At 62.1% G+C, this 26,207-nt stretch carries 21 protein-coding genes; 9 read left to right on the forward strand and 12 right to left on the reverse strand.

All coding sequences use genetic code 11. From position 1 onward, the window contains the following. Positions 1-138: 138 nt before the first annotated feature. The 4 genes from F1609_RS28555 to F1609_RS28570 form a co-directional block, all read right to left on the reverse strand. Positions 139-1,338 (reverse strand): acetyl-CoA C-acyltransferase, encoded by a 1,200-nt coding sequence (locus tag F1609_RS28555; protein WP_167080423.1) that lies wholly within the window; start codon positions 1,336-1,338, stop codon positions 139-141. Further along, positions 1,331-3,157 (reverse strand): bifunctional isocitrate dehydrogenase kinase/phosphatase, encoded by a 1,827-nt coding sequence (gene aceK, locus F1609_RS28560; RefSeq protein WP_167080425.1) that lies wholly within the window; start codon positions 3,155-3,157, stop codon positions 1,331-1,333. Before aceK ends, F1609_RS28555 begins: the two co-directional genes overlap by 8 nt. Positions 3,158-3,332: 175 nt before the next feature. Further along, positions 3,333-4,517, reverse strand: a complete 1,185-nt coding sequence (locus F1609_RS28565) for an isovaleryl-CoA dehydrogenase (RefSeq protein ID WP_167080427.1) — start codon at positions 4,515-4,517, stop codon at positions 3,333-3,335. 83 nt (positions 4,518-4,600) lie between these two features. Then, on the reverse strand, positions 4,601-4,999 hold the full coding sequence (locus tag F1609_RS28570) for a MerR family transcriptional regulator (protein WP_167080429.1): 399 nt from the start codon (positions 4,997-4,999) through the stop codon (positions 4,601-4,603). A 527-nt stretch (positions 5,000-5,526) separates the two neighbouring features. Here F1609_RS28570 and F1609_RS28575 point away from each other — a divergent pair. Beyond that, entirely contained in the window at positions 5,527-5,934 is a 408-nt protein-coding gene (locus F1609_RS28575) for a hypothetical protein (RefSeq protein WP_167080431.1), read from the forward strand. A gap of 333 nt (positions 5,935-6,267) precedes the next feature. Beyond that, entirely contained in the window at positions 6,268-6,438 is a 171-nt protein-coding gene (locus tag F1609_RS28580) for a hypothetical protein (protein WP_166874768.1), read from the forward strand. A 137-nt stretch (positions 6,439-6,575) separates the two neighbouring features. Here F1609_RS28580 and F1609_RS28585 read toward each other — a convergent pair whose 3' ends face one another. The 4 genes from F1609_RS28585 to F1609_RS28600 all read right to left on the reverse strand — a co-directional run bounded on the left by F1609_RS28585 (position 6,576) and on the right by F1609_RS28600 (position 10,453). Then, entirely contained in the window at positions 6,576-7,181 is a 606-nt protein-coding gene (locus tag F1609_RS28585; RefSeq protein ID WP_167080433.1) for a UbiX family flavin prenyltransferase, read from the reverse strand. Further along, entirely contained in the window at positions 7,174-7,485 is a 312-nt protein-coding gene (gene grxD, locus F1609_RS28590) for a Grx4 family monothiol glutaredoxin (protein ID WP_166874774.1), read from the reverse strand. The genes F1609_RS28585 and grxD overlap by 8 nt, the downstream gene beginning before the upstream one ends. A 122-nt stretch (positions 7,486-7,607) precedes the next feature. Next, on the reverse strand, positions 7,608-8,072 hold the full coding sequence (locus tag F1609_RS28595; protein WP_167080436.1) for a GNAT family N-acetyltransferase: 465 nt from the start codon (positions 8,070-8,072) through the stop codon (positions 7,608-7,610). A 29-nt stretch (positions 8,073-8,101) separates the two neighbouring features. Then, positions 8,102-10,453: a Tex family protein gene (locus F1609_RS28600; RefSeq protein WP_167080438.1), complete on the reverse strand. Its 2,352-nt coding sequence runs from the start codon at positions 10,451-10,453 to the stop codon at positions 8,102-8,104. Positions 10,454-10,613: 160 nt separating this feature from the next. On the opposite strand from F1609_RS28600, the gene F1609_RS28605 reads away from it, so the two are divergent. Further along, on the forward strand, positions 10,614-11,618 hold the full coding sequence (locus F1609_RS28605; protein ID WP_167080440.1) for a serine hydrolase domain-containing protein: 1,005 nt from the start codon (positions 10,614-10,616) through the stop codon (positions 11,616-11,618). A gap of 37 nt (positions 11,619-11,655) precedes the next feature. On the opposite strand, the gene F1609_RS28610 is transcribed toward F1609_RS28605, so the two are convergent. From F1609_RS28610 to F1609_RS28625, 4 genes are all read right to left on the reverse strand, one after another. Then, positions 11,656-12,207, reverse strand: coding sequence for a MolR family transcriptional regulator (locus tag F1609_RS28610; protein ID WP_167080443.1), 552 nt, complete (start codon positions 12,205-12,207; stop codon positions 11,656-11,658). 1 nt (position 12,208) lies between these two features. Continuing rightward, positions 12,209-12,679: a YegJ family protein gene (locus F1609_RS28615; RefSeq protein WP_167080445.1), complete on the reverse strand. Its 471-nt coding sequence runs from the start codon at positions 12,677-12,679 to the stop codon at positions 12,209-12,211. A gap of 122 nt (positions 12,680-12,801) precedes the next feature. Continuing rightward, the gene (locus tag F1609_RS28620; protein WP_167080448.1) at positions 12,802-13,272 is read right to left on the reverse strand and encodes a YegJ family protein; all 471 of its coding nucleotides are present in this window, start codon (positions 13,270-13,272) and stop codon (positions 12,802-12,804) included. A gap of 95 nt (positions 13,273-13,367) precedes the next feature. Further along, positions 13,368-13,958, reverse strand: coding sequence for a hypothetical protein (locus F1609_RS28625; protein WP_167080450.1), 591 nt, complete (start codon positions 13,956-13,958; stop codon positions 13,368-13,370). A 251-nt stretch (positions 13,959-14,209) separates the two neighbouring features. Between F1609_RS28625 and F1609_RS28630 the strand changes: the two genes are divergently transcribed. From F1609_RS28630 to F1609_RS28655, 6 genes are all read left to right on the forward strand, one after another. Next, positions 14,210-17,320 carry a DEAD/DEAH box helicase gene (locus F1609_RS28630; protein ID WP_167080556.1) on the forward strand — a complete coding sequence of 1,037 codons (3,111 nt, stop codon included), beginning with the start codon at positions 14,210-14,212 and terminating at the stop codon, positions 17,318-17,320. A gap of 97 nt (positions 17,321-17,417) precedes the next feature. Next, on the forward strand, positions 17,418-18,605 hold the full coding sequence (locus F1609_RS28635; RefSeq protein ID WP_167080452.1) for a PAS domain-containing sensor histidine kinase: 1,188 nt from the start codon (positions 17,418-17,420) through the stop codon (positions 18,603-18,605). A 53-nt stretch (positions 18,606-18,658) separates the two neighbouring features. Further along, positions 18,659-19,342, forward strand: a complete 684-nt coding sequence (locus tag F1609_RS28640) for a response regulator transcription factor (protein WP_167080453.1) — start codon at positions 18,659-18,661, stop codon at positions 19,340-19,342. An 86-nt stretch (positions 19,343-19,428) separates the two neighbouring features. Beyond that, positions 19,429-20,361, forward strand: coding sequence for an ADP-ribosylglycohydrolase family protein (locus tag F1609_RS28645; RefSeq protein WP_167080455.1), 933 nt, complete (start codon positions 19,429-19,431; stop codon positions 20,359-20,361). Between the two features lie 105 nt (positions 20,362-20,466). Beyond that, the gene (locus F1609_RS28650) at positions 20,467-21,168 is read left to right on the forward strand and encodes a transposase (protein ID WP_167080457.1); all 702 of its coding nucleotides are present in this window, start codon (positions 20,467-20,469) and stop codon (positions 21,166-21,168) included. A 225-nt stretch (positions 21,169-21,393) separates the two neighbouring features. Beyond that, on the forward strand, positions 21,394-26,163 hold the full coding sequence (locus F1609_RS28655; protein WP_167080459.1) for a glutamate synthase-related protein: 4,770 nt from the start codon (positions 21,394-21,396) through the stop codon (positions 26,161-26,163). Positions 26,164-26,207: the final 44 nt, after the last annotated feature.

A 26,207-nucleotide genomic window follows, 5' to 3' on the forward strand; every position in this document is an offset into this window, starting at 1 on the left:
TATGATGGACCGCTCGCCTCAAAACCGTCTTCCCCGCGCAGGCGGGGATCCATAGCACCTATGCTCAAAGGTGCTATGGATCCCCGCCTTCGCGGGGACGACGGCTCTACGGACGATGGCGAAAGCCACCGTAGTACATTACATCATCTCAAACGCCATCGCCGTCGCTTCGCCGCCGCCGATGCACAGCGAGGCCACGCCGCGCTTGCCGCCGGTCTTCTTCAGCGCGCCGAGCAGGGTGACGATGATGCGCGCGCCCGAAGCGCCGATCGGGTGGCCCAGCGCGCAGGCGCCGCCGTGGATGTTGACCTTCTCGTGCGGGATGTCGAGTTCGTGCATCGCCGCCATCGGCACCGCGGCAAACGCTTCGTTGATCTCGTACAGATCGACTTCCGACGGCGTCCAGCCGGTCTTGGCGAACAGCTTTTGCAGCGCGCCGATCGGGGCGGTGGTAAACAGGTTCGGTTCCTGGGCAAAGGTGGAGTGGCCGACGATGCGGGCGATCGGGGTCAATCCCAGTTCGCGCGCTTTCGATTCGCGCATCAGCACCAGCGCCGCGGCGCCATCGTTGATCGACGACGACGAGGCGGCGGTGATGGTGCCATCCTTCTTGAAGGCCGGTTTCAGGGCCGGGATTTTTTCCGGCCTGGCCTTGGCCGGGCCTTCATCCTTGTCGATGATGGCGTCGCCGGCGCGCGTGGTCACGGTGACCGGCGCGATTTCCCACTTGAAGTAGCCTTCGTTGTTCGCTTCCTGCGCGCGCTTGACCGAGGCGATCGCAAACGCATCCTGCGCTTCGCGCGTGAACGCGTACTTGGCCACGCATTCTTCGGCAAAGGTGCCCATGGAACGGCCTTCGCCGGTTTTCTCGTTGCGCGAGTAGGCGTCTTCCAGGCCGTCGTACATCATGTGGTCGAGCATCTGTGCGTGGCCGATGCGGTAGCCGCCGCGTGCCTTCGGAATCAGGTACGGCGCATTGGTCATCGACTCCATGCCGCCGGCGACGACGATGTCGGCGCTGCCCGCGAGCAGGGTGTCATGGGCGAAAATGGCCGCCTGCATGGCCGAGCCGCACATCTTGGACAGGGTGACCGCACCGGCGGACAGCGGCAAGCCGCCCTTGATGGCCGCCTGGCGCGCCGGGGCCTGGCCCTGGCCGGCCATCAGGCAGTTGCCGAAGTAAACGTGTTCGACCAGCTTGGCGTCAACGCCGGAACGCTCGACGGCGGCGGCAATCGCCACGGCGCCGAGGTCGCTGGCGGACTTGGAGGAAAAATCGCCCTGGAACGCGCCCATGGGTGTGCGGGCCGCGCCGACGATAACGACTGGATCATTCATTGTGTAAGTTCTCCAAATAGGACGGGGTATACACCGCCGGATTATCGGCGGCACTCTGGTTGCAAAAGCGGATTTGCTGCGGATACGGGAACACGTCTTCGATATGGCCGTCCATGATGCGCTGCTTGCGCGACTGCCAGAAGTCCCTGGTCAGCAGGTCCGCGTGGTGCTTCATGAAATACAGGCGGATTTTCGCGTTACCCAGCAAAAATGCGCCGAACTGCTCGGGAAAAACATCGTGCTTGCCGATCGAATACCACGGCTCGGCCGACATTTCATCTTCTTCGTTGCGCGGTTCCGGGATATTGCGGAAATTGCAGTCGGTGATATATTCGATTTCGTCGTAATCGTAAAACACCACGCGGCCGTGGCGCGTCACGCCGAAGTTTTTATACAGCATATCGCCCGGGAAGATATTCGCCGCCACCAGTTCCTTGATGGCGTTGCCGTATTCGAGCACGCCATGTTCGATCAGGGCATCGTTGCCGGCCACTTCGGCCGTGTTCAGGAAGATATTGAGCGGCACCATGCGCCGTTCGATGTACAGGTGGCGGATGATGATGCGGTCGCCTTCGTACTCGACCAGCGAGGGCGCGTGGTGCATCAGCTCGGCGATCAGTTCTTCCGAAAAGCGTTCCAGCGGAAAGGCCACGTTCGAGTATTCGAGCGTGTCGGCCATGCGGCCCACCCGGTCGTGGTTCTTGACCAGCAGGTATTTTTCCTTGATCTGGGCGCGCGTGGTTTCTTTCGGCGCCGGGAAGAAATCCTTGATCACCTTGAACACGTACGGGAACGAGGGCAGCGCGAACACCAGCATCACCAGGCCCTTGATGCCGGGCGCGATTTCGAAGCGGTCGGCGGTGTGTTTCAGGTGTTGCAGGTAATCGCGGTAGAACAGCGTCTTGCCCTGCTTTTGCAGGCCGAGGATGGTGTAGATCTCGCTGCGCGGCTTGCGTGGCAGCAGGCTGCGCAGGAACTGCACGTAGGCCGAGGGCACTTCCATGTCCACCAGGAAGTAGGCGCGCGTGAACGAGAACAGGATGGTGATCTGTTCATGGTCGAACAGCACCGTGTCGAGGATCAGCTCGTCGTGGCGGTTGTGCAGGATCGGCACGATGAACGGGTATTCGCGGTTGCCGTTGATGCCCTTGCCGACGATGTAGGCGCCCTTGTTGCGGAAGAACAGGCTCGACAGCACCTGGATCTGGTGGTTGGGTTCGAGTGCCTCGCCGCCGAAGATCAGCTTCAGGCGTGCTTCGACCAGGGCGATGTCGCGGTCCAGGTTGGCGAACTTGCAGTTGAGCTGGAAATTGGTGACGATGCGCTTGAGCGCGAAGCGCAGGCCGTCCTTGGCCGGGTAGTACACGCGGTAGGTCGGCAGCAGTTCCTCGGTTTCGATGTACTCGGTGGAGACTACCGGGCGCACGAAAATGAAATCGTTGTGGAAATAGGTGCGGTGCAGGATGTTGCAGCAGACCGAGTTGAAGAAGGTTTCGGCCAGCTCGGGCTGCTTGTGGCCGGACAGCATGCCGATGTAATGCAGCTTGAGTTCGCGCCAGACTTCGTCGGTCAGTTCGCCGTTGTCGTATTCATCTTCGAGGATTTGCACGCATTCCTGCACGCGCTGGTCGTAGAAACCGATGCGCTCGCGCGCCGCCTGCTGGGCCACGGCCCAGGAACCGGTTTCGAAATGGCGCTTGGCGGTCTGGCTGGTCTGGCGGAACAGGCGGTAGTGCTTGTCGAAACCGTCGAGAATGGTGCGGGCGATGTCGAAAGCAATCTGCGAAGACAGCAGCTTGGGGAACGCAACTTGTGTCATCTGGCTTCTCGATCAGTCTTGGTGGGAAGACTATTCTATACGCCGCAAGCTCGTCGTTCCCGCGAAGGCGGGAATCCATAGCACTTATGAGCAGCGATACACTGACTATGACCACAGGTGCTATGGGTCCCCGCCTGCGCGGGGAAGACGGTTTTGAGGTCGGTGGGGACCGTAATTACTTCGTCTCGGCAAACAACTCCCGCCCAATCAGCATGCGGCGGATTTCGCTGGTGCCTGCGCCGATTTCGTAGAGCTTCGCATCGCGCCACAGACGTCCGACCGGATACTCGTTGATATAACCATTGCCGCCCAGGGTCTGGATCGCTTCACCCGCCATCCAGGTGGCCTTTTCGGCGCTGTACAGAATCGCGCCTGCCGCATCCTTGCGCAGGTTGCGGATCGCTTCCGGCGTCCTGGCGCGGTCACAGGCCTGGCCCACGGCGTACACATACGCCTTGCACGCCATCATGGTCGAATACATATCGGCCAGTTTACCCTGCATGAGCTGGAATTCGCCGATCGGCTGGCCGAACTGCTTGCGGTCGTGCACGTACGGCACGACCGCGTCCATGCAGGCGGCCATGATGCCCAGCGGTCCGCCCGACAGCACGGTGCGCTCGAAATCGAGCCCCGACATCAGCACATTGACGCCCTTGCCCAAACCACCGAGCACGTTTTCGGCCGGCACTTCGCAATCCTGGAACACCAGTTCGCCCGTGTGCGAGCCGCGCATGCCCAGCTTGTCGAGTTTTTGCGCGATCGAGAAACCCTTGTAGCCTTTTTCGATGATGAAGGCGGTCATGCCGCGCGGGCCCGCTTCCAGGTCGTTCTTGGCGTACACCACCAGCACATCGGCATCCGGGCCGTTGGTGATCCACATCTTGGTGCCGTTGAGCACCCAGCGGTCGCCCTTGAAATCGGCGCGCAGTTTCATGCTGACCACATCCGATCCCGCATTTGGCTCGGACATGGCCAGTGCGCCGATGTATTCGCCGGAAATGAGCTTCGGCAGGTACTTCTGCTTCTGTTCTTCGCTGCCGTTGCGCTTGATCTGGTTGACGCACAGATTCGAGTGGGCGCCGTACGACAGGCCGACCGAGGCCGACGCGCGCGAGATTTCTTCCATTGCCACGATGTGCGCCAGGTAGCCCATCTGGGCGCCGCCGTATTGCTCGTCGACAGTGATGCCCAGCACGCCCAGGTCGCCCATCTTGCGCCACAGATCCATCGGGAACTGGTCGCTGCGGTCGATTTCCGCCGCGCGGGGAGCAATCTCTACCGCAGCGAATTGTTGGACTGCTTCGCGCAGCGCGGCGATGTCTTCGCCATGGTCAAAGGTCAAGCCTGGAAGATGCAGCATTTGTCGTCCTCGCGGGGTCGGAATGGGAAGAGTTCATCATACGCATGTTTGACGTTAACGTAAACGTCAAGCAGCGCTGCTATTTATGCATTGGCCGTCTGCTCGGCCAGCATGCGGCGGCATTCTTCTTCATGGGCGGCAATTTCAGCCAGCGCCATGTCGATATCCTCGCGCTGGCGTTCGAGCGTTTCGCGCTGGTGGGCCAGCACGCCGAGGAAGCGGTTCATCTGCGCCGCCGTATCCTTGGGCGACTCGTACATGTCGACGATGCTCTTGATTTCCGACAAGGTCAGGCCGAGGCGCTTGCCGCGCAGGGTCAGCTTGAGATGGGTGCGGTCGCGCGCCGTGTAGACCCGGTTGCGCCCGCCCACGCCTTCGCGGCTGGGGCGCAGCAGGCCCTGGTCTTCATAAAAACGGATGGCGCGCGCGGTGATGTCGAATTCGCGCGCCAGTTCGGCAATGGTGTAAGTACGGAGGGACATCAGAGGCTCGGAGCTATTCATAGGCGCGGTGGGAAGGGGCCGCGCGCCATCGCCTGGCGTTGGTGCGCAGCTTGCCGTTTACGTCAACGTCAACCTATTGTAGCGTGCCTGCCGCTATCCCGGACACGAAAGAATGCCGCACGGGGACGTCGAAAAATTGTGCGGGCGCTGCAGGTCTCGTCCGGGAAGCGCAGCCGGGTGGCAGCGGCATGACGCCTTCTTGCGCCCCAGCCATGAAAACGGCGTTATCCCGCGCCTGCATCTGATCCAAGACAAACCAGCGGTTCGTGCGCGGGGGTGGCGCTACGGCGCTGCGCCTACACTGGTTTTCCCGACCAGTGACATCCGATCAAGTGCACCAAGCCGCAAAAAATTGCTGAAGAATTAACATCCGCCAGCGGTTTTCGTCCTTGCTTTATATGTGTACAATTCTCACTTGATTGTTACATCGAAAATGTAACTTGTCACAATTGGTCTCAACCGTCAAGAGACTGACTTTCATGCCATTGCATGAAATAGTGCCACCCATGAATTCATCCAACGAACGCGAAAGCTTTAGTGAGCGCCTCCAGCAGGCCCTGAAGAACGCCCACTACTCACCCGACAGCCCCACCCGCCTGGCGCGGGAATTTAACATTCGCTTCGATGGACGGCCGATCACGGTGCATGCTGCCCGGAAATGGCTTGTGGGAGAGGCGATTCCCACCCAGGAGAAGCTGCGCATGATCGCGCAATGGCTGGGCGTACCCGCCGAATGGTTACGCTTTGGGGGCGACGAAAGCGCTGCCGCGAACGGCGAAGGCGCGGCCGGTTTGTCGCGCTTCGAATCCGCTGATGTGAAATTAATTGCAGATTTACAGCGGCTGGACGAACATCATCGTCAAATAGCACGAGAATTCATTCGCATGCTTGTACGCATTAATTACCAAAAGTAGCTATTTGGTACATATATTTACCCGATCCGGGTTGATATAAACAGACATATTTCCACCCCAGGCGCCCCCATATGGGCGGCGCCCTGTCTCTGGACGCTTTCCGCGTCACATCAACGCCGAATCAGCTTGCCGTCCTTTGCGAATTCGACGGGACTTTATGATTTGTCATGGCGAAGCCATAAAATTCATGCACACTGGTCAGACCGTGGTGAAGTTTCACCGGTGCAATGGTTTATATTGTGCCGCACAAAAGCGGCATAGTGGCTCATAATCACAACAGCAATTGCAGTCTTGTCATCCCGTTACGCACCACGCCGAGGACCCAGCCGTCTTATGAAAAGTAACTACAGCAACACCGCGCAACTCAAGGACCTGATGACTGTTCCCCCGATGACTGCCGCGCAGCACGCAGAAGTCATGCGCAAGCGCATCGCCCATCGCCGGATGGTCGAGGAAGCGAAGGAATTGAAAAAGGCCGACAGCTGGCAGTTCGACAAGCGCTGAGCGCGGCCAGCGCGGCAGGGCGGCGCCGGGGAGGCTGGCGCGGTCCTCTGCTTGCCTGCTCGCTCGCTTGTTTGTTCGTTACAAGATCATTGCCGCGCATAGCGGCATAGCGGGGCGTTGAACACGCCTGCCGCGCCTCAGGCGTCCCTGGCGTCCGTTCCCGCTTTCATGCCGGCCCAGCGCGGCGCCAGCGTGTGCACCACCCCAAACAGGTCCATCACCCGCGCCACCGTATGATCGACCATGTCGTCGATGCTCTCGGGCTTGTGATAAAAGCTCGGCAGTGGTGGAAAGATCACTCCCCCCATTTCCGTTACCGACGTCATGTTGCGCAGGTGCGCCAGGTTGAACGGGGTTTCGCGCACCATCAGCACCAGCCGGCGGCGCTCCTTGAGCACCACGTCGGCCGCGCGCGCGATCAGGTTGTCGGACAGGCCCAGGGCCACGGCGGCCAGGGTTTTCATCGAACAGGGGGCGATGACCATGCCATCGGACTGGAACGAGCCGCTGGCGATCGAGGCGCCGACATCGCGGTTCTTGTGGACGACATGGGCCAGCGCCTCGACCTCGCGGCGCTGCATGCCCAGTTCCTGGTGCAGGGTCAGGACGGCCGCATCCGAGACGATCAGATGCGTCTCGATGCCGGGCGTGGCGGCCAGTTGCTGGACCAGGCGCACGCCATACACGGCGCCGGTGGCGCCGGTGATGGCGACAACCAGGCGCCGCGGGCGCAGATCAGGCATCGAGCAGGGCTTTGAGTTCGCCGGACTCGAACATCTCGTTCATGATGTCGGAGCCGCCGATGAATTCGCCCTTGACGTAGAGCTGGGGAATGGTTGGCCAGTTCGAATAGTCCTTGATACCCTGGCGCACCTCAGGATCTTCCAGCACATTGACGGTGGCGATATTCTCGACGCCGCAGGCTTTCAGGATCTGGATGGCGCGGCCCGAAAAGCCGCATTGCGGGAACTGGGCGGTTCCTTTCATGAACAGCACCACTGGGGTGGCGGTTACGGTGTCTTTGATCCAGGTTTTTACGTCGCTCATGGCTTGCCTCGGTGGGAAATAGGTTAGATGCCGCCATTTTATAAGAAAACGGCGGGGGGCGGACGTTTGGGGTCGGGCGGCGCGCGGGAACGACGGGGTAGAAGGTAGGCTGAAAGGAAGCTTTATTCCTCCCCCAGCAGTTTGCCCAGGCAAACCGCCTCCTCACGCCCCACATATTTGCCGTAGTTGGGAATCGTGCGATACCCGTGCCTTTCATAGAACGCCACGGCGCGCGTATTGACCTTGCGCGTTTCCAGCCACAGTGCGCGGTAGCCGAACTCCCGCGCCGCCCGTTCCAGGTGCGCCAGCAGGGCCGCGCCGGCGCTTTTGGTGCCGGGCCGCGCGAACATGCGCTTGATCTCGCCCACGTCGGCGTTTCCCTCCAGCGCACGCAATGCCGCGCAGCCGAGCAGCTGCCCAGCCTCGCCGCGCGCCACCACGAACAGCGCGCGCGCCGTGCGTGCATCGTCGGCCGCAAACGAGGCCTTGCCGCTGTCGCCGGTGATTGCCGCCAGCGCCGCCGACAGCTCCTCGATCAGCACGCGCGCGTCAAAGCTGTCCGGATCGCAGGCGGAAATTGCGATCATGGACGGCTCATGCACGGCTCATGCACCTCTTACCCGCGCAGCTTGGCAAACGCCGCCGCCATGCTGCCGCCGGCCGGCGCCGGCGCGCGCTCCTGCTTCTGCTGGTGCTGCGCCAGGCGCTTGCCGTCGGTGCGGTCGCCGCGCTGCTCGGGTTTCGACCCGGCCTGCGGCGCGCTGTCGGTCAGGCGCATGGTCAGGGCGATGCGCTTGCGCTTCTCGTCCACTTCCAGCACCTTCACGCGCACCACCTGGCCGGCCTTGACCACCGTGTGCGGGTCCTTCACGAAGGTGTTCGACAGCGCCGAAATATGCACCAGCCCATCCTGGTGCACGCCGATGTCGACAAACGCGCCGAAGGCGGCCACGTTGGTGACCACGCCCTCTAAAATCATGTCCGGGCGCAGGTCGCGGATTTCTTCCACGCCTTCCTTGAAGGTGGCGGTGGTGAACTCGGGACGCGGATCGCGGCCCGGTTTTTCCAGTTCCTTGAGGATGTCGGTAATGGTCGGCACGCCGAATTTGTCGTCCGCGTATTTGGCCGGATTGAGCGTCTTCAGAAGCGAAGCGTCGCCGATGACCGACTTCATCTCCTTCTTGATATCGGCCAGGATTTTTTCGACCAGCGGATACGATTCCGGGTGCACCGCCGACGCGTCGAGCGGATTGGCGCCGCCCATCACGCGCAGGAAACCGGCCGCCTGTTCGAAGGTCTTGTCGCCCAGGCGCGGCACCGCTTTCAGGTCCGCGCGCGAGGTGAACGCGCCTTTCAGGTCGCGGTAGGTCACGATGGCCTGCGCCACGCTCGACGACAAACCGGACACGCGCGCCAGCAGCGGCGCCGAGGCGGTGTTGACGTCCACCCCGACCGCATTCACGCAATCTTCGACGACGGCGTCGAGCGAGCGCGCCAACTGGGACTGGCTCACATCGTGCTGGTACTGGCCCACGCCGATCGACTTGGGATCGATCTTCACCAATTCGGCCAGCGGGTCCTGCAGGCGGCGCGCGATCGACACCGCGCCGCGCAGCGACACGTCCATGTCGGGCAGTTCGCGCGAGGCGAATTCGGAGGCCGAGTACACCGACGCGCCGGCTTCCGACACCACGATCTTGGTCAGCTTCAGTTCCGCGCGCTGCTTGATCAGGTCCTGCGCCAGCTTGTCGGTTTCGCGCGAGGCGGTGCCGTTGCCGATCGAGATCAGGGACACATTGTGTTTCGCGGCCAGCGCGCCCAGCACGTGCAGCGAGCCGTCCCAGTCGTTCCTCGGCTGGTGCGGATAGATGACGGCGGTGTCGACCACCTTGCCGGTGGCGTCGACCACGGCCACTTTCACGCCCGTGCGCAGGCCGGGGTCGAGGCCCATGGTGGCGCGCGGGCCGGCCGGCGCGGCCAGCAGCAGCGCTTTCAGGTTCAGGGCGAAGACGTTGATGGCATCGAGTTCGGCGCGTTCGCGCAGGGCGCCCATCAGCTCCGTCTCCAGGTGCATGAAGCTCTTCACGCGCCAGGTCCAGCGCGCCGTGTCGGCCAGCCATTTGTCGGCCGGGCGGCCCTGGTTCCTGATGCCGAAGCGCGCGGCGATGCGGCCTTCGCACGGGTTGTGCGGCGCGTCCCACTTGGGTTTTTCGGCCTCGGTGTCGAGCCGCAGGACCACGTCCAGGATGCCTTCGCGGCGCCCGCGCAACAGCGCCAGCGCGCGGTGCGAGGGCACGGTCGAAATGGTCTCGGAGTAGTCGAAATAATCGGCGAATTTTTCGCCTTCATCCTGCTTGCCCTCGACCACTTTCGATTCGACGATGCCGTGTTCCTGCACGTACTCGCGCAGCGACTGCAACAAGGTCGCGTCTTCGGCGAAGCGCTCCATCAGGATCTGGCGCGCGCCGTCCAGCGCGGCCTTGGTGTCGGCTACGCCGGGGTTGTTGCCGTCGTCGCTGGTGAACGCTTCGCGCAGGTACTTGGCCGCTTCTTCTTCGGGGGCGATGGTGGGGTCGCCCAGCAAGCCTTCGGCCAGGGGCGCCAGGCCCGCTTCGATCGCGATCTGCGCCTTGGTGCGGCGTTTCTGCTTGTATGGCAGGTACAAGTCTTCCAGGCGCGTCTTGTCTTCGGCGTGGGTGACGGCGTCGAGCAGGGCCGGCGTCATCTTGTTTTGTTCGGTAATCGACGCGATGATCGCGGCGCGCCGGTCTTCCAGCTCGCGCAGGTAGCGCAGGCGCTCTTCCAGCAGGCGCAACTGGATATCGTCCAGTCCGCCGGTCGCTTCCTTGCGGTAGCGCGCGATAAAGGGAACGGTGGCGCCCTCGTCGAGCAGGGCAATGGCGGCGGCAACCTGGACGGGCTTGGCGGCAAGTTCAATGGCGAGACGTTGTTCGATAGTTGGGAGCATGGGGAACATCCTGATGAGTCAAGCGGGCAATGATACGCAATCGCGGCGAATGCGCCAGTCTTGACAGTGCCGCAGCGGTGTGCACGGCGACCGCCGCTCTGGCTGTTTAAAAGCGGACAGTGTACATTGCCCCGGTCCTGTTGATTAGCATAAAAAAACCATGGAAAAATTGCGCCGGTATTTTCTTGAACTTCAATCGACATTACCGGCCGAGGGGCCGGGTTTCAGTGCCGTCGTGCTGCAGGATAATGCCGTGGCATGCGAGCTGCATCACGGAATGGCGTCGCTGGAACTGGCGGTGCCGCTGTCGGGAAAGTCGGCCTATTATCTGGCGTCGGAATCGAAGCAGTTCACGGCGGCCTGCGTGCTGGCGCTGGTGCGCGCCGGGCGCATCGGGCTCGATGACGATGTGTGCAGCCACTTGCCGGAACTGGCGCGCATGAAACAGGCGTTTCCCTTGCGCTCGCTGCTCAATCACAGCAGTGGCATTCCCGATTATTTCCAGTTTCTGCAATGCCAGCTGGGACGGCACGAGGCCGATTATTTTAACAATGCGCTGATTTTAAAAATGATCGCCGGGTTCGAGTCGCTGGCTTTTCCGACCGGTACGCAACATGGTTACAGCAACAGTAACTATATCCTGCTGGCGGCATTGATCGAGCGCCTGAGCGGCTTGTCCGCGGCGCGCTTTGCACGCGAGACCTTGTTCCAGCCGCTCGGCATCGAGCGCATGGGGTTTGACGATGACCGCAGCAATATCATCATGCAGCGCGTGCTCAGTTATGAGGCGGATGCGCGGCGCCCGCGCGGATTCAAACAGTATCTGGGCAATGCGAACACCGTGGGCGATGGCGGCGTGTATGCCAGCACCGATGAACTGGTGCTGTGGGAACGCGAATGGCATCGCCAATGGGACGATCGGGGGAGCCTGTTGCGTGCGATGCTGCAGCCCTCGGCGCTGGCCGACGGCAGCTTGCTGCCTTACCGTTTCGGGCTGGAGATTATCGAGCGCAACGGCGCCGCCGTGGTGTTTCACAGTGGCGGCTTATGGGGATTCAATACCCTGCTGATGCGGCTGCCGGCGCGGCGCCTGTCGGTGATCTTCCTGGCCAATTGCGACAGCGCGGAAGCGGACATGGAACGCATGCTGGCGGCGCTGGCGTAACATCGCTGTCGGCGCGCAATCGAGCCGACAGCGTCGCTTAACGCTTGCCGACGCCGGCACGCACCTGTTCCAATACCGCCTGCATGGCAAGCAAGCGCGCTTTCTCGGCGTCGGCATATTCCCATGCCGGATAGACGGTACGCGCCCGCTCGTTGAACCAGAGCTGGAAACGCATGGCGAGCAAGGCGTCGTCGAGCATGCGCGCTTCGATATCGCCGCTGATGCGCAGCTGGCCGAACGCCGCGGCGACCCTGACCCGCCATTCGTCCATCAGAAAGCGCTCATTGAGCGGTTCCAGCGCCAGCCACGCTTCGATGACGTCCGCTTGCGCGCGCCAGATATCCTTGGGAACAGGGCAATCCCATTCTTTGAACAAGCCCAGCACGAATGAGCCGATCTCGCGATCACGCCCGCCGTGCTGATACCAATCCTGGAGCGCGGTCAGGGTATCGTGGCCGGTGTCGCTGCCGAAAGGCGTGAAATCGTCGCAACCGTCGTAGTAAAAGTCCTCGGAGGCCAGTGTCGCAAAGCGCGGGTGGCAATTGTCCCGGTTCATGCCTTCTTCGTAGTCGAAAAAATACTGCTTCATGTCAGCACTCGAAACCGTGTTGCTCGCGGTACTGCTTGACCACCTTCGCTGGCATTGACTTGAACATGGCGCACACCGTGAAGCTGCCTTTTTGCTTGCCGTTCTGGACGTATCCCCAATCCGAAATGTCGGTGCGCTTGAAGGTGATTTCATCGCCGTTTTCGACGCTCTCGACGATATCGGGGTCGTTGGCGATGGTGCCGGTAAAACCTGTGTTGGTCTGTTTGAACGGGATGACCCAGAAATGCTCGCTGCCGTTGTCATCGGTGACTTTGACCTTGAGGCGGAACTGCTCCGCACCGGCGGGCGGTTTGGCGTAGAGCGCAAGGAAGGCATCGAGCGAGCCCTGCGCCTTGGCGATGGCGGCGGCCATGTCCTTGTTTTCATTGGGGACCCGCACCACGCGGTCGCCGATCTGGGCGTTGGCTGTGGCAGTCAACAGCAGCAAGGCAAGTAACGCAGGCAGTTTCATGCTATTCCCGGTGAAAGAAGGCAGAGCGCAAGCGCTGTGCCGAATAGCCAGTGTAGGACTGTGATAAGTAAATATCAATGTTGTTTTATGATAAATCGCGCCCTGCCGTCATCGTCATGCAATCAGCATTCGAAACCGTGCTGTTCGCGATATTGCTTGACCACGTTGGCCGGCATGGTTTTGAACAGCGCGCACACGGTGTAGCTGCCTTTTTGCTTGCCGTTCTGCACATAACCCCAATCCGAAATATCGGAACGCTTGAAGGTGATTTCTTCGCCGTTTTCGACGCTCTCGATGATCTGTGGTTCATTCGAGACGGTGCCGGTGAAGCCGGTTTTGGTCTGCTTGAACGGCATCACCCACATATGCTCGCTGCCATTCTCATCGGTGATTTTTACCTTGACGCGGAACATGCCGGCGCCTGCCGGTGGTTTTGCGTAAGTCGCGAGAAAGGTATCGAGCGAGCCTTGGGCTTTGGCGATTGCCGCGGCCATCACCGGACTTTCATCCTTGGCCATGACGACGCGGTCGCCGATCTGGGCATTGGCGGTGGCGGTAAACAGCAGCAGGGCGAGGACGGCGGACAGTTTCATGATTTCTCCAGGAGGAACAAGAGCGGCGCAGCGAATAGAAGGGCTCGAAGGTTGCCATTTTATACATCTGAGTATAAATAGCAACAATAGCAACATCACTGCGGGGGATTTTTGGCAGATGCTTTTGCGATTCCGCTTTCCGTCGCTACGCCAGCCCTGGAAATTTTTTTGTACAGAACGGGATCATATTTTCCCTTCACGTATGCGGCAATGTACACGCTGGAAGGAAGTGATTGAGCGGTACAGCAATCGGCGTACCCTACTTGCAGTTCATAAAGTCCCCACCACGCTGTTTTCTGCCAGTATTGATAACCTTTTCCCGCCAAATCCACATCGGGACGTCCCAGCTGTCCTACCAGATCTTTGTGCGACAGCAGATACAAATCCGGATTCCACCTTGCGGGAATATCTCCACCGTACATTGCGTAAATAACGTGGCCATACAATTTGGCTGCGCACAGCACAACGATGACGATAATGGCAATGCAGGTCACGCGACGGTTCATGAAGTTTGAATGAAGGGTTAGCTCGAATTTGTGTAGTGCCGGCAGGCGGGTCGATTCCAGCGTTTCCGCGACTAGGATCCGTAGCGGAAAATTGAATCTTATCAATGTTTTGCTATTGATAGCAGAGCCATCCTGATTTTTATCGCCTTCTCTGGCGCAAATCGGGCGAGCCCTCAGCATGGCGCCAACCTGCGATCAAGCGATGTCATTTGCTGACGGCGCAGTGATCGACGCGCCGAACGCAGTGTGCCGGCGGCGCTCATGACAGCCCGCTCGAAAATACCCATCATGCATGCGGGCGCAATGCCGGCCAGCGCGCGGCCCGTTCCCCATCACTTCGTGCGAAAGAGAACAGAACACAAGCGTCTTTATGTCGGATAATATCGGGTGTTATCGTCTTCGATATTGCCCTTACAGAACACATGCACACGATGGATTTAACGCGCGACGAACCCCGAGAAGGACGCCCTGCCACCGCTGCGCCGCACGCCACGCCGGCGTCGGCCCTGCCGGCGCCGATCGCCAGCTGGCTGCAACGGGTCGAGGCCGCCGCCCACCCGCAGCCCAAGCTCGACCTGGAGGTCAAGGATCCCAAAGTCGCCCAGTACAAGTTCGTCTATGTGCTGGCCCCGACCAGCGGCGGGCGCCACGTGGCCCTGTGCCTGTGCAAGGCGCGCCTGCGCCCGAATGGCGAAGTGGCCGCCGCCAGCCCGGTCAGCGAAGTGTTTTCCCTGCTGTCGGCCCCGCCCGCCTATCTGGAAGGCGACGATGAAGACCTGGTGCGTTTCTTCATCGCCATGCGCAGCGGCGCCGCCTCCCAGGGCGGCAGCGCGACCGAGCCGAAAGGCAAGGTCGGCGCCATCCTGCTGCACATGTTGCTGGAACAAGACAAGCTGCTGTGGGCGAATTCCTGGGCCGACATGGCAAACGGCCTGATCTATCCGCTGCAGGCCGGTCCCGTGCGCGAAGCCAACCTGGTCTGGCGCGAAGAAGGCCGTACCGCGCGCCTCGGCTGGCAAGTCCAGCCCGCCAGCGGCGCGACCCACACCGCCGCCGACCAGATCGACTACATGCTGCCGACCGATCCGCCGTGGTACATCGACAACCTGTCCTGCGGCGCGCTGGCGCTCAACCGCGGCGGGGTCGACATTTCCCTGGCCGACTTGCAGGCGCTGGTGGCGCAAGCCCCGGCGCTGAGCGGCAACGATAAGAAGCGCGTGTCGCAACTGTTGCTGGCGCATGGCTTGCAGCAACTCATGCCGCTGCCGCAGCCGCTCATCCAGCGCCTGCGCGACGATGTCAAGCCGCGTCCGCACTTGCTGCTCGACAGCGTGCCGCTGGCCGACGGCGCGCACCAGCGCTGGCACGATTACGCCGTGCTCTCCTTCGACTACGACGGCGAGCGCGTGGCCTTCGATCCGGCCCAGCGCGTGGTGCGCCAGGTGGGCGACGTGACCGAAGTCATCGCCCGCGATAGCGCGGCCGAGGCCGCCGCACTGGACGAACTCACCGCGCTCGGTTTCCGCAAGCCCGGTACGCCGCCGCTGAACGCCCTGGCCGGCGCCCGGCAGCTCGAAAGCCAGGCGCACTGGCTGCGTTTTGCCGAAGGCGACCTGGCTGGCCTGGTCGAGGCCGGCTGGCATGTCCAGAAATCGAATAAATACCGTTACGACGTGGTCGCGGTGGAAGACTGGTACGCCGAGATCGACGAGCCGGCCGAAGCGGGCAACGCCTGGTTCGAGCTGGAGCTGGGCATCGTGGTCAACCAGAAACGCGTGCCGCTGCTGCCGGTGCTGGTGCAACTGATCCGCAGCGCCCCGAGCGACTTCGATCCCGAAGTGCTGGCCGCCCACGCCGACGCCGACCAGATGCTGGCGACGTTGCCGGACGGCCTGCGCGTGGCGCTGCCGTGGGGCCGCCTGAAACCCATTCTCAACACGCTCGGTGAACTTTACTTCAGCGACAAGATCAAAACCAAGGTCAGGCTCTCGACCCTGGATGCGGGCCGTCTCGAAGAACTGGCGCGCGGAACCGCTTTACGCTGGTTTGGCGGCGAGCAGTTGCGCGAAACCGGCCGCAAGCTGAGCTTGTTCGGTTCGGTGCAAAAAGTCGCGCCCCCGGCGGGCTTGCAGGCGACCCTGCGCGATTACCAGGCAGATGGCCTGGCCTGGATGCAATTTTTGCGCGAGTACGACCTGGCCGGCATCCTGGCCGACGACATGGGCCTGGGCAAGACGGTGCAAACCCTGGCCCACATCCTGATCGAAAAAGAAGCCGGTCGCCTGACCCATCCGGCCCTGGTCATCGCGCCCACCAGCCTGATGACCAACTGGCAGGACGAAGCGGCCCGCTTCGCGCCCGATCTGCGCGTGTTGCTGCTGCAAGGCAAGGAGCGCCTGGAACAGTTCGACAAGATCGAGGAAGTCGATCTGGTCCTGACCACCTACGCCCTGTTGCCGCGCGACGAAGAAAAGCTGCGCGAGCACGAGTTCCACCTCGTCATTCTCGACGAGTCGCACTACATCAAGAACAACCGTTCCAAGGCGGCCCAGAGCGCCGGCCTGCTCAAGTCGCGCCACCGCCTGTGCCTGACCGGCACCCCGCTCGAAAACCACCTGGGCGAGCTGTGGTCGCAGTTCCACTTCCTGCTGCCGGGTTTGCTGGGCGATGAAAAAACCTTCAACAGCCAGTTCCGCCACCCGATCGAGCGCCAGGACGACCCACTGCGGCGCGCGCTGCTGAACCGCCGCATCCGGCCCTTCCTGCTGCGCCGGACCAAGGACAATGTCGCCAAGGAATTGCCGCCGAAGACAGAAATGGTGCGCAAGGTCGAGTTGTCGGGCGCCCAGCGCGACCTGTACGAAACCGTGCGCCTGGCGATGGACAAGAAAGTGCGCGACGAGATCGACAAAAAAGGCGTGGCGCGCAGCCAGATCGTCATCCTGGAAGCCTTGCTCAAGCTGCGCCAGGTCTGCTGCGACCCGCGCCTGGTGAAGGCGCTGCCTGCCAAGAAGAAAGACAGCGGCTCCGCCAAGCTGATCGACCTGATGCAGATGGTCGACGATTTGCTCGAAGAAGGGCGCAAGATCCTGGTGTTCTCGCAATTTACCAGCATGCTGGCGCTGATCGAAGAGGAGCTCAACGCGCGCCGCATTCCGTACGCCTTGCTCACCGGCGACACCAAGGACCGCGCGGCCCAGGTCGCCGCCTTCCAGCAGGGCGCGGTGCCGATCTTCCTGATCAGCCTGAAGGCCGGCGGCGTCGGCCTGAACCTGACCGCGGCCGATACCGTGATCCACTACGATCCGTGGTGGAATCCGGCCGCCGAAAACCAGGCCACCGACCGCGCCTGGCGCATCGGGCAGGACAAGCCGGTGTTCGTCTACAAGCTGATCGCCAAGGGCACCCTGGAAGAAAAGATCCAGTTATTGCAGCAAAAGAAATCCGATCTGGCGCAGTCGATCCTGGCCGAAGGCGAGTCGCAAAAAATGAGCCTGACGCAAGAAGACCTGCAAGCCATTTTCGCGCCGCTGGACGAATAGCAAGCTCGGATTTGTGTTCATATACTTACTGCAATGTTGGCGATATACTAGCGCGGTGCAATTTTGAACAGTGGGCCCCGGTTGAAGAAAGCGTTCCATGAACAATAGTGTCAGCGAGGAAAGCGAAGGGTCGGTGCGGTCCAGCGACAACAGGCTCGTGGAACAGTTTCGCGCCATTGCCGAGTTGCGCGGCGATGTGGCCTGGATCGTCGATTGCGCGTCCGGCAGCTTGTCCTATATCAGCCCATCGGTACGGGATTTGCTCGGCTACGAGGCTGCGGATGTCAGCAAGCAACTGTCCAGCCCGCAGGCCGCGTCGCCGCTGGCCGCCTTGTGCGCGGGATTGCCGGAGCGCATCGCCCGCTTTGCCGCAGGCGACCGGAGCCGGCGCGAGCTGCTGCGGCGTGTCGACCAGTTGCGTCCCGATGGCAGCACGGTCGCGCTCGACGTGCGCTCGACCCTGCTGACCGACGCCAGCGGCAAGCCGTGCGCGCTGGTCGGCGTGCTGATCGACGCCAGTGCCGAGCGCGGGCGGGCCGAGGAAAAACGTCGCTTCGCGAGCATGCTGAACCATGAATTCCGCACGCCCTTGTCGACCATCGACGGCGCCATCCAGCGTCTGGAGGCGACCGCAACGCAGGCCGACGAGCCGACCCGCCAGCGTTATCGCAAGATTCAGGGTGCGGTGGACCGGCTGATTGGTATGCTGGACCAGTACCTGTCGCCCGACCGCATGGACGAGATCGGCAGCGCGCGCCAGCCAGACACTGTCGCGCCCGAGGTGCTGTTGCAGGAAGCGGCGGCCCAGGTCAGCGCGGCAGGCGGCAGCGCCCGCATCGAAACGAGCGGCTTGCCGCCCTTGATCCGGGCCCAGCCGAATGCCTTGCGGCTGGCATTGAAAGTGTTGGTTGATAACGCGCTGCAATACTGCGCGCCGGGACAGCCCATCCTGCTGGCTGGGCACGCAACCAAGGACGGCATCGAACTGTCGGTTTGCGACCACGGCCGGGGCGTGCCGGAAGCGGAAATTGGCATGATTTTCGACAAAGGATATCGTGGGAGCAACGCCGTCGGCCAGGGCTCCGGCCTCGGCCTGTATATGGCGCGTTCGGTCGTCGAAGTGCACGGAGGCACCATCGAAGTTCAAAACGTGCCATCGTCGGGCCCGGTGTTCAAAATCTGGCTCCCCGCGCAACGGGCGACGGGGAAAACAGTTGCGCCGGAATGGTGCAGCAGTGATAATTCCGGTAATCAACACACTAGGGAAGGCACCGCGCGCAAGTAGTGAATCTACGTATGTTACGCACGGGGTAATGAAATGAACAAAATGGCCAACCCATGACGCAGATATTGATTGTTGAGGACAACGGCGACTATGCCGGCGATATGGCGGAGTTTCTGACGGAACTCAACCATGAAGTAATGATCGCGACCACCGCCGCCGAGATGTGGGCGGCGCTGACCAAGACCCCGACCGCCGTGGTCGTGCTCGACCTTGGCTTACCCGACGAAGACGGTTTCAATGTCATTCCGCGCATGCGCCAGCTGTATCCCGAAATCGGCCTGCTGGTGCTGACCGGGCGCGTCGCGTTCGACAACCGCATCCTGGGCCTGCGCCTGGGCGCCGACCATTACCTGACCAAGCCGATCAAGTTTCCCGAACTCGCCGCCCACATCGAAGCGCTGGACCGGCGCGTGCGTCCGCCCGAGCCCGCAGCCCAGCTGCCGAGCAAGTGGACCTTGCGCGTCAGCGCGCGCCAGCTCGAACTGATGGGTGCGGTGATCGACCTGACCGAAAAAGAGTGCAACTTCCTGCACCTGCTCACGCTCAACACCCGTCCGGTGCCGCGCCAGGTGATCGTGGCCGGCATGGGCGGCGACGACCCGGACGCCAGCCGCCGGGTCGACATGCTGGTCTACCGCCTGCGCAAGAAAGCCCGTTCCGGCCTCGGCCAGGACTTGCCCCTGCGCAGCGCCTACGGCGAAGGCTACAGCCTGTCCGCCGGTTTCACCATCGCGTAACCGGTTACATTGCAACGCGCATTGCCGCTCAGTTATTGCACGCGCGCCATTCAAGGCGCCGGGCGAGCATCGCGTCGGCCCCGGCAATGACACGCTCTCCCGACCATTTTTCCGGATGCCTGCTGGGCCTGGCCAGCGGTGACGCCCTCGGCGCGCCGTACGAGGGCGGCTTCATGGAGCGGGCGCTGTGGCGCGCCATCGGCCGCACCCGTGATGGCGAAGCGCGCTGGACCGATGACACCCGGATGTCGCTCGACCTTGCCGAATCCTTGCTGGCGCGGGGAGAACTCGATCAGGCCGACCTCGCCCGCCGCTTTGCCGATGGGTATGCCTGGAGCCGGGGCTATGGCCAGGGTACCGCCAGGATATTGAAACGGATTCAGCGCGGACAAGACTGGCAGTCGGCGTCGACCTCGGTTTTTTCGCAGGGCTCGTACGGGAATGGCGCTGCCATGCGCGCGCCTGTCGTCGCCCTGTTTTATGTGCACGATCTTGCCGCCATGCTGCGCGCCACCGTCGACAGCGCGCGCGTCACGCATTCGCACCCCCTCGGTATCGGCGGCGCCGTGCTGATTGCGGTGGCAACGTACGCACTCTTGCACCAGCGAACGACGGCCGACACGCTGGCGCTGTTAAGCGACCACTGTTCCGACCCGAGGCTGGTGTCCAAGCTGGCGTTTTTTGAGTGCTTCTCCGATAGCGGCACGCTTGCCCACGCGCCGCGATCGATTGCCGTCCGGCTGGGCAATGGCATGACCGCCGAGACCTCCTGTTTCACGGCGATCTATCTGGCACTGCGCTTTCGTCACGCGCCGTTTGACGACATGATGGCGTTTGCCATCGCCTGTGGCGGCGACGTGGATACGATCGCGGCGATGGCCGGCGCAATGTGGGGAGCGGCGAACGGCGCCAGCAAGCTTCCCGTATTCTTGCTGGAACAAAGGGCGTATATTCAGCAGATCGCTCAATTGCTTTGCGAGGCGGGCAAGGCAGCGCAACGCGGCATCCAAGCCTCATAAACAGGGACATAGTCGGCCCCGGTAATCATGAGCCTGTTTTTAATCAGGGACAGAGTCGTGATAGTTCAGTAAAATACCGGCCTCCGCAGCTCTGTTCATACCGCCATGGCCCGCCTTCCCCGTCTTGTCCTGCCCAACCAGCCGCACCACATCATCCAGCATGGCAACGATCGCCAGCTGATTTTCCGCGAAGCTGAAGATTACCAGCGCTTCCTCGGCTGGCTGAAAGACAGCGCCAGGGAATTCAAGGTCGCCATCCACGCCTACGTGCTGATGCCCAACCACCTGCACCTGCTCGCCTCCCCCTCCACGGTGGAAGGGCTGGCCCAGACCATGCAGCGCGTCGGCCGCTATTATGTTCCCTGGTTTAACGCCAAGTACGGCCGCAGCGGCAGCCTGTTCCAGGGCCGCTTCAAAACTTCCCTGATCGACGCCGCCGCCTACTTGCTGCTGTGCAGCCGCTATATAGAATACAACCCGGTGCGCAACGAACTCGTGTCCGACCCGCTGGACTACCCATGGTCGAGCTACCCCCACCACGCCGGCGCCCAGCCCGACAACCTGATCACCGACCACGCCCTGTACTGGGCACTCGGCAACACCCCCTTCCAGCGCGAAGCCGCCTATATCGAACTGAGCCGCCCAGCGCTGACGCGCGCGCAGCTCGACCAGATCAACGGCGCCGTGCTCAAGGGCTGGCCGCTCGGTTCCGATGCCTTTAAGACGGAATTGCAACACCGCGCCAAACGCCAGGTGCTCCCCGCCAAGCGCGGCAGACCGTTCAAAATCAAGGCTCCCGCCCCCTGAAAACGCCCGCTGGGCGTTTTTTTTCGCCTGCCAGAAACGCCAAAACCCGCATTTCCACCTAGCCGCAACGCATCAACACGAAAACCCGGTTACTGTGTCCCTATTTAATTTTCCGAGCGACGCCAGCGCAGTTAATTGGACTCTGACCCTAATTAATCCGCTTGCCCATTCTGCTGCATTGCACTAATGTTGGTGTTCGATTTTAAAAAGCTGTGGAGAATGCGCATGATTGCCCAAGGTATGTACGATCCGTCCAATGAACACGATGCCTGCGGCGTCGGTTTCATCGCCCACATCAAGGGCAACAAGAGCCACTCCATCATCGAGCAAGGCCTCTTGATCCTGAAGAATCTCGATCACCGGGGTGCTGTCGGCGCGGACAAGCTGATGGGCGACGGCGCCGGCATCCTGATCCAGATCCCGGACCAGTACTTCCGCGACGAAATGGCAAAGCAGGGCGTGGAACTGCCGCCGCCGGGCGAATATGGCGTCGGCATGGTGTTCCTGCCGAAAGAAAATGCCTCCCGCATCGCCTGCGAGCAAGAGATCGAACGCGCCGTGCGCATCGAAGGCCAGGTCGTGCTCGGCTGGCGCAACGTACCGCTGGACGAGGCCATGCCCATGTCGCCGACCGTGCGCGGCAAGGAACCGGTGATCCGCCAGATTTTCATCGGCCGCGGCCCGGACATCATGGTCACTGACGCGCTCGAGCGTAAGCTGTATGTGATCCGCAAGTCGTCCGGCCACGCGATCCAGGCGCTGAAACTGCTGCACGGCAAAGAATTCTTCGTGCCATCCATGTCGGCCCGCACCATCGTCTACAAGGGCTTGCTGCTGGCCGACCAGGTCGGTGTCTATTACAAGGACCTGCAAGATCCGCGCTGCATCTCGGCACTGGCGCTGGTGCACCAGCGTTTCTCGACCAACACCTTCCCGGAATGGCCGCTGGCCCACCCGTACCGCCTGATCGCCCACAACGGCGAAATCAACACCGTCAAAGGCAACTTCAACTGGATGCGCGCGCGCGAAGGCGTGATGAAGTCGGCCGTGCTGGGCGAAGACCTGCAAAAGCTGTTTCCGCTGATCTATGAAGGCCAGTCCGACACCGCCTGCTTCGACAACGCCCTCGAACTGCTGATCATGGCCGGCTACCCGATCGCCCAGGCCATGATGATGATGATCCCGGAAGCCTGGGAAAATCACACGATGATGGACGACAACCGCCGCGCTTTCTACGAATACCATGCCGCCATGATGGAACCGTGGGACGGCCCGGCCGCCATGGCGTTTACCGACGGGCGCCATATCGGCGGCACCCTGGACCGCAACGGCTTGCGTCCGGCGCGCTACATCGTCACCGACGACGATCTGGTCGTGATGGCCTCCGAATCCGGTGTGCTGCCGATTCCGGAATCGAAAATCATCCAGAAATGGCGCCTGCAGCCGGGCAAGATGTTCCTGATCGACCTGGAAGCGGGCCGCATCATCGACGACAAGGAACTGAAAGACACCTACGCCAACGCCAAGCCGTACAAGGCATGGATCAACTCAGTGCGCATCAAGCTCAACGAGATCAAGCTCAAGGAAAGCCAGCTCGGCCACAACCGCGCCAGGGATGGCATCCGCCTTGGCGCGCCGGCCCAGGGCGAAAAAGCCCCGGCCTCCGTGCTCGACCGCCAGCAAGCCTTCGGCTACACTCAGGAAGACCTGAAATTCCTGATGGCGCCAATGGCCGTGCTCGGCGAAGAAGCCACCGGGTCGATGGGCAACGATTCGCCGCTGGCGGTCATGTCCAACAAGCTCAAACCGCTCTACAACTATTTCAAGCAACTGTTCGCGCAAGTGACCAACCCGCCGATCGACCCGATCCGCGAAGCCATGGTCATGTCGCTGGTGTCGTTCATCGGTCCCAAGCCGAATTTGCTGGACACCAATAACGTCAACCCGCCGATGCGCCTTGAAGTGTCGCAGCCGGTGCTCGGCTTCGACGACATGGCGCGTCTGCGCAACATCAGTGCCCACACCGGCGGCAAGTTCAAGTCGTACGAGCTGAACATTTGCTACCCGGTCGCCTGGGGCAAGGAAGGCATCGAAGCCTCGCTGGCCTCGCTGTGCGCCGAAGCGGTGGACGCGGTCAAGTCCGGCCACAACATCCTGATCGTCTCCGACCGCGCCGTCTCGGCCGAACAGGTCGCCATTCCAGCCCTGCTGGCCACCTCCACCGTGCACCAGCACCTGGTGGCGCGCGGCCTGCGCGCCTCCACCGGCCTGGTCGTGGAAACCGGCTCGGCCCGCGAAACCCACCACTTCGCCTTGCTGGCTGGCTACGGCGCCGAAGCCGTGCACCCCTACCTGGCCATGGAAACCCTGATCGAACTGGCGCAGGGCATGAGCGGCGAGATGTCGGGCGACACCGCCATCTATAACTACACCAAGGCCGTCGGCAAGGGCCTGATGAAGGTGATGTCCAAGATGGGCATCTCGACCTACATGTCGTACTGCGGCGCGCAGATCTTCGAAGTCATCGGCCTGAACAAGTCGCTGGTCGACAAATACTTCAAAGGCACCTCGTCGAACGTGGAAGGCATCGGCGTGTTCGAAGTGGCCGAGGAAGCGCTGCGCCTGCACAACCTGGCCTTCGGCAACGACCCGCTGTTGCTCGACGCCCTGGATGCCGGCGGCGAATACGCTTTCCGCGTGCGCGGCGAAGAACACATGTGGACGCCTGACGCCATCGCCAAGCTGCAACACTCCACCCGCAGCAACAATTTTTCGAGCTACAAGGAATACGCGCAGATCATCAATGACCAGAGCCGCCGTCATTTGACACTGCGCGGCCTGTTCGAGTTCAAACTCGATCCGACCAAAGCCATTCCCCTCGACGAAGTCGAACCGGCCAAGGAGATCGTCAAGCGTTTCGCCACCGGCGCCATGTCGATGGGCTCGATCAGCACCGAAGCCCACGCGACGCTCGCCATTGCCCTGAACCGCATCGGCGGCAAGTCGAACACGGGCGAGGGCGGCGAAGATCCGTTCCGCTATACCAAGGAATTGAAAGGCATCAAGATCAAGCAGGGCGAAACGATGGCCTCCGTCATCGGCGAGCAGAACGTGGTGGTCGATATTCCTTTGCAGGAAGGCGATTCCCTGCGCTCGCGCATCAAGCAGGTGGCCTCGGGCCGCTTCGGCGTCACCGCCGAGTACCTGAACTCGGCCGACCAGATCCAGATCAAGATGGCGCAGGGCGCAAAACCCGGCGAGGGCGGCCAGCTGCCGGGCCACAAAGTGACCGAATATATCGCCAGCCTGCGCTTCTCGGTGCCGGGCGTGGGCCTGATTTCGCCGCCGCCGCACCACGATATCTATTCCATCGAAGACCTGGCGCAACTGATTCACGACCTCAAAAACGCCAATCCACGCGCCTCGATCTCGGTCAAGCTGGTCTCGGAAGTCGGTATCGGTACGGTTGCCGCCGGCGTCACCAAGGCCAAGGCGGATCACGTGGTCGTTGCCGGCCATGACGGCGGCACCGGCGCCTCGCCATTGTCGTCGGTCAAGCACGCCGGCACGCCGTGGGAGCTGGGCCTGGCGGAGACCCAGCAAACCCTGGTCCTGAATGGCTTGCGCAGCCGCATCCGCGTGCAGGCCGATGGCCAGATGAAAACCGGACGCGACGTGGTGATTGCCGCCATGCTCGGCGCCGACGAGATCGGTTTCGCCACGGCCCCGCTGGTGGTCGAAGGCTGCATCATGATGCGCAAATGCCACCTGAACACCTGCCCGGTCGGCGTGGCGACCCAGGACCCGATCCTGCGCGCCAAGTTCTCGGGCAAACCTGAATACGTGGTGAACTATTTCTTCTTCGTGGCCGAAGAAGCGCGCCAGTTGATGGCCCAGCTCGGTATCCGCAGCTACGACGAACTGATCGGCCGGGTCGACCTGCTCGACAAATCGAAAGCCATCAGCCACTGGAAAGCCCGTGGCCTGGACTTCAGTAACATTTTCTACCAGCCGGAAGTGCCGGCCGGCGGCGCCGTGCGCCAGGTCGAGGAACAAGACCACGGCCTCGAAAAAGCCCTGGACCACAAGCTCATCGCCCAGGCCAAGGCGGCGCTGGAAAAAGGCGAGCGCGTCTCCTTTATCTCGCCGGTGCGCAACGTCAACCGCACCGTCGGTACCATGCTCTCGGGCGAAGTGGCCAAGCGCTACGGCCACGCCGGTTTGCCGGACGACACCATCCACATCCAGCTGCAAGGCACGGCCGGCCAGTCCGCCGCCGCCTTCCTGGCCGCCGGCATTACCCTGGACCTGGTGGGCGAGGGCAACGATTACGTCGGCAAGGGCTTGTCTGGCGGGCGCATCATCGTGCGTCCGAACACCGAGTTCCGCGGCTGGGCGGTGGATAACATCATCGTCGGCAACACAGTCCTGTACGGCGCGATTGCCGGCGAAGCCTTCTTTAACGGCGTGGCGGGCGAACGCTTTGCCGTGCGCAACTCCGGGGCGACGGCGATTGTCGAAGGCTGCGGCGACCACGGCTGCGAATACATGACCGGCGGCACTGTCGTGGTGCTGGGCGCCACCGGCCGCAACTTTGCGGCGGGCATGTCGGGCGGCGTGGCCTATGTCTACGATCCGCTGGGCGACTTCGAGAAGAAATGCAACACCGCGATGGTCAACCTGGAGCGCGTGCTCAGCACCAAGGAGCAGGGCGACCGCGCCGGCTGGCACAGCCAGAGCCGCGCCAGCGATCCCGAATCGGACGAAGCCATCCTCAAGCGCCTGATCGAACGCCACTTCAAGCACACGGGCTCGACCCGCGCGCGCAACCTGCTGGACGACTGGGCGACAGGACGCGCCAAGTTCGTCAAAGTCTTCCCGACCGAATACAAACGGGCGCTGGAAGAACTGCACAACAGCAGCATGGAAGAAGCCAACGACAAGATCGACGCTGTTGAAAAGTCCGTCGCCAAGATCGCCAAGATCGCTGCCTAAGACAGCCCGGGCGGGCACATGTTGCCCGCCGCATAGAACACAAG

Origin of the sequence: Massilia aquatica (genome assembly GCF_011682045.1) — a bacterium.
Lineage (GTDB): Bacteria > Pseudomonadota > Gammaproteobacteria > Burkholderiales > Burkholderiaceae_D > Telluria_A > Telluria_A aquatica.

What these genes read in the sequence shown, in the direction of transcription:
- F1609_RS28630 (WP_167080556.1), top strand. Translation starts at nt 14,210, where the DNA reads ATGGATTTAACGCGCGACGAACCCCGAGAAGGACGCCCTGCCACCGCT.
- F1609_RS28655 (WP_167080459.1), top strand. Translation starts at nt 21,394, where the DNA reads ATGATTGCCCAAGGTATGTACGATCCGTCCAATGAACACGATGCCTGC.
- F1609_RS28650 (WP_167080457.1), top strand. Translation starts at nt 20,467, where the DNA reads ATGGCCCGCCTTCCCCGTCTTGTCCTGCCCAACCAGCCGCACCACATC.
- F1609_RS28620 (WP_167080448.1), bottom strand. Translation starts at nt 13,272, where the DNA reads ATGAAACTGTCCGCCGTCCTCGCCCTGCTGCTGTTTACCGCCACCGCC.
- F1609_RS28640 (WP_167080453.1), top strand. Translation starts at nt 18,659, where the DNA reads ATGACGCAGATATTGATTGTTGAGGACAACGGCGACTATGCCGGCGAT.
- F1609_RS28615 (WP_167080445.1), bottom strand. Translation starts at nt 12,679, where the DNA reads ATGAAACTGCCTGCGTTACTTGCCTTGCTGCTGTTGACTGCCACAGCC.
- F1609_RS28645 (WP_167080455.1), top strand. Translation starts at nt 19,429, where the DNA reads ATGACACGCTCTCCCGACCATTTTTCCGGATGCCTGCTGGGCCTGGCC.
- F1609_RS28595 (WP_167080436.1), bottom strand. Translation starts at nt 8,072, where the DNA reads ATGATCGCAATTTCCGCCTGCGATCCGGACAGCTTTGACGCGCGCGTG.
- F1609_RS28565 (WP_167080427.1), bottom strand. Translation starts at nt 4,517, where the DNA reads ATGCTGCATCTTCCAGGCTTGACCTTTGACCATGGCGAAGACATCGCC.
- F1609_RS28575 (WP_167080431.1), top strand. Translation starts at nt 5,527, where the DNA reads ATGAATTCATCCAACGAACGCGAAAGCTTTAGTGAGCGCCTCCAGCAG.
- F1609_RS28585 (WP_167080433.1), bottom strand. Translation starts at nt 7,181, where the DNA reads ATGCCTGATCTGCGCCCGCGGCGCCTGGTTGTCGCCATCACCGGCGCC.
- F1609_RS28555 (WP_167080423.1), bottom strand. Translation starts at nt 1,338, where the DNA reads ATGAATGATCCAGTCGTTATCGTCGGCGCGGCCCGCACACCCATGGGC.
- F1609_RS28610 (WP_167080443.1), bottom strand. Translation starts at nt 12,207, where the DNA reads ATGAAGCAGTATTTTTTCGACTACGAAGAAGGCATGAACCGGGACAAT.
- F1609_RS28580 (WP_166874768.1), top strand. Translation starts at nt 6,268, where the DNA reads ATGAAAAGTAACTACAGCAACACCGCGCAACTCAAGGACCTGATGACT.
- F1609_RS28600 (WP_167080438.1), bottom strand. Translation starts at nt 10,453, where the DNA reads ATGCTCCCAACTATCGAACAACGTCTCGCCATTGAACTTGCCGCCAAG.
- F1609_RS28605 (WP_167080440.1), top strand. Translation starts at nt 10,614, where the DNA reads ATGGAAAAATTGCGCCGGTATTTTCTTGAACTTCAATCGACATTACCG.
- F1609_RS28635 (WP_167080452.1), top strand. Translation starts at nt 17,418, where the DNA reads ATGAACAATAGTGTCAGCGAGGAAAGCGAAGGGTCGGTGCGGTCCAGC.
- aceK (WP_167080425.1), bottom strand. Translation starts at nt 3,157, where the DNA reads ATGACACAAGTTGCGTTCCCCAAGCTGCTGTCTTCGCAGATTGCTTTC.
- grxD (WP_166874774.1), bottom strand. Translation starts at nt 7,485, where the DNA reads ATGAGCGACGTAAAAACCTGGATCAAAGACACCGTAACCGCCACCCCA.
- F1609_RS28625 (WP_167080450.1), bottom strand. Translation starts at nt 13,958, where the DNA reads ATGCTGAGGGCTCGCCCGATTTGCGCCAGAGAAGGCGATAAAAATCAG.
- F1609_RS28570 (WP_167080429.1), bottom strand. Translation starts at nt 4,999, where the DNA reads ATGTCCCTCCGTACTTACACCATTGCCGAACTGGCGCGCGAATTCGAC.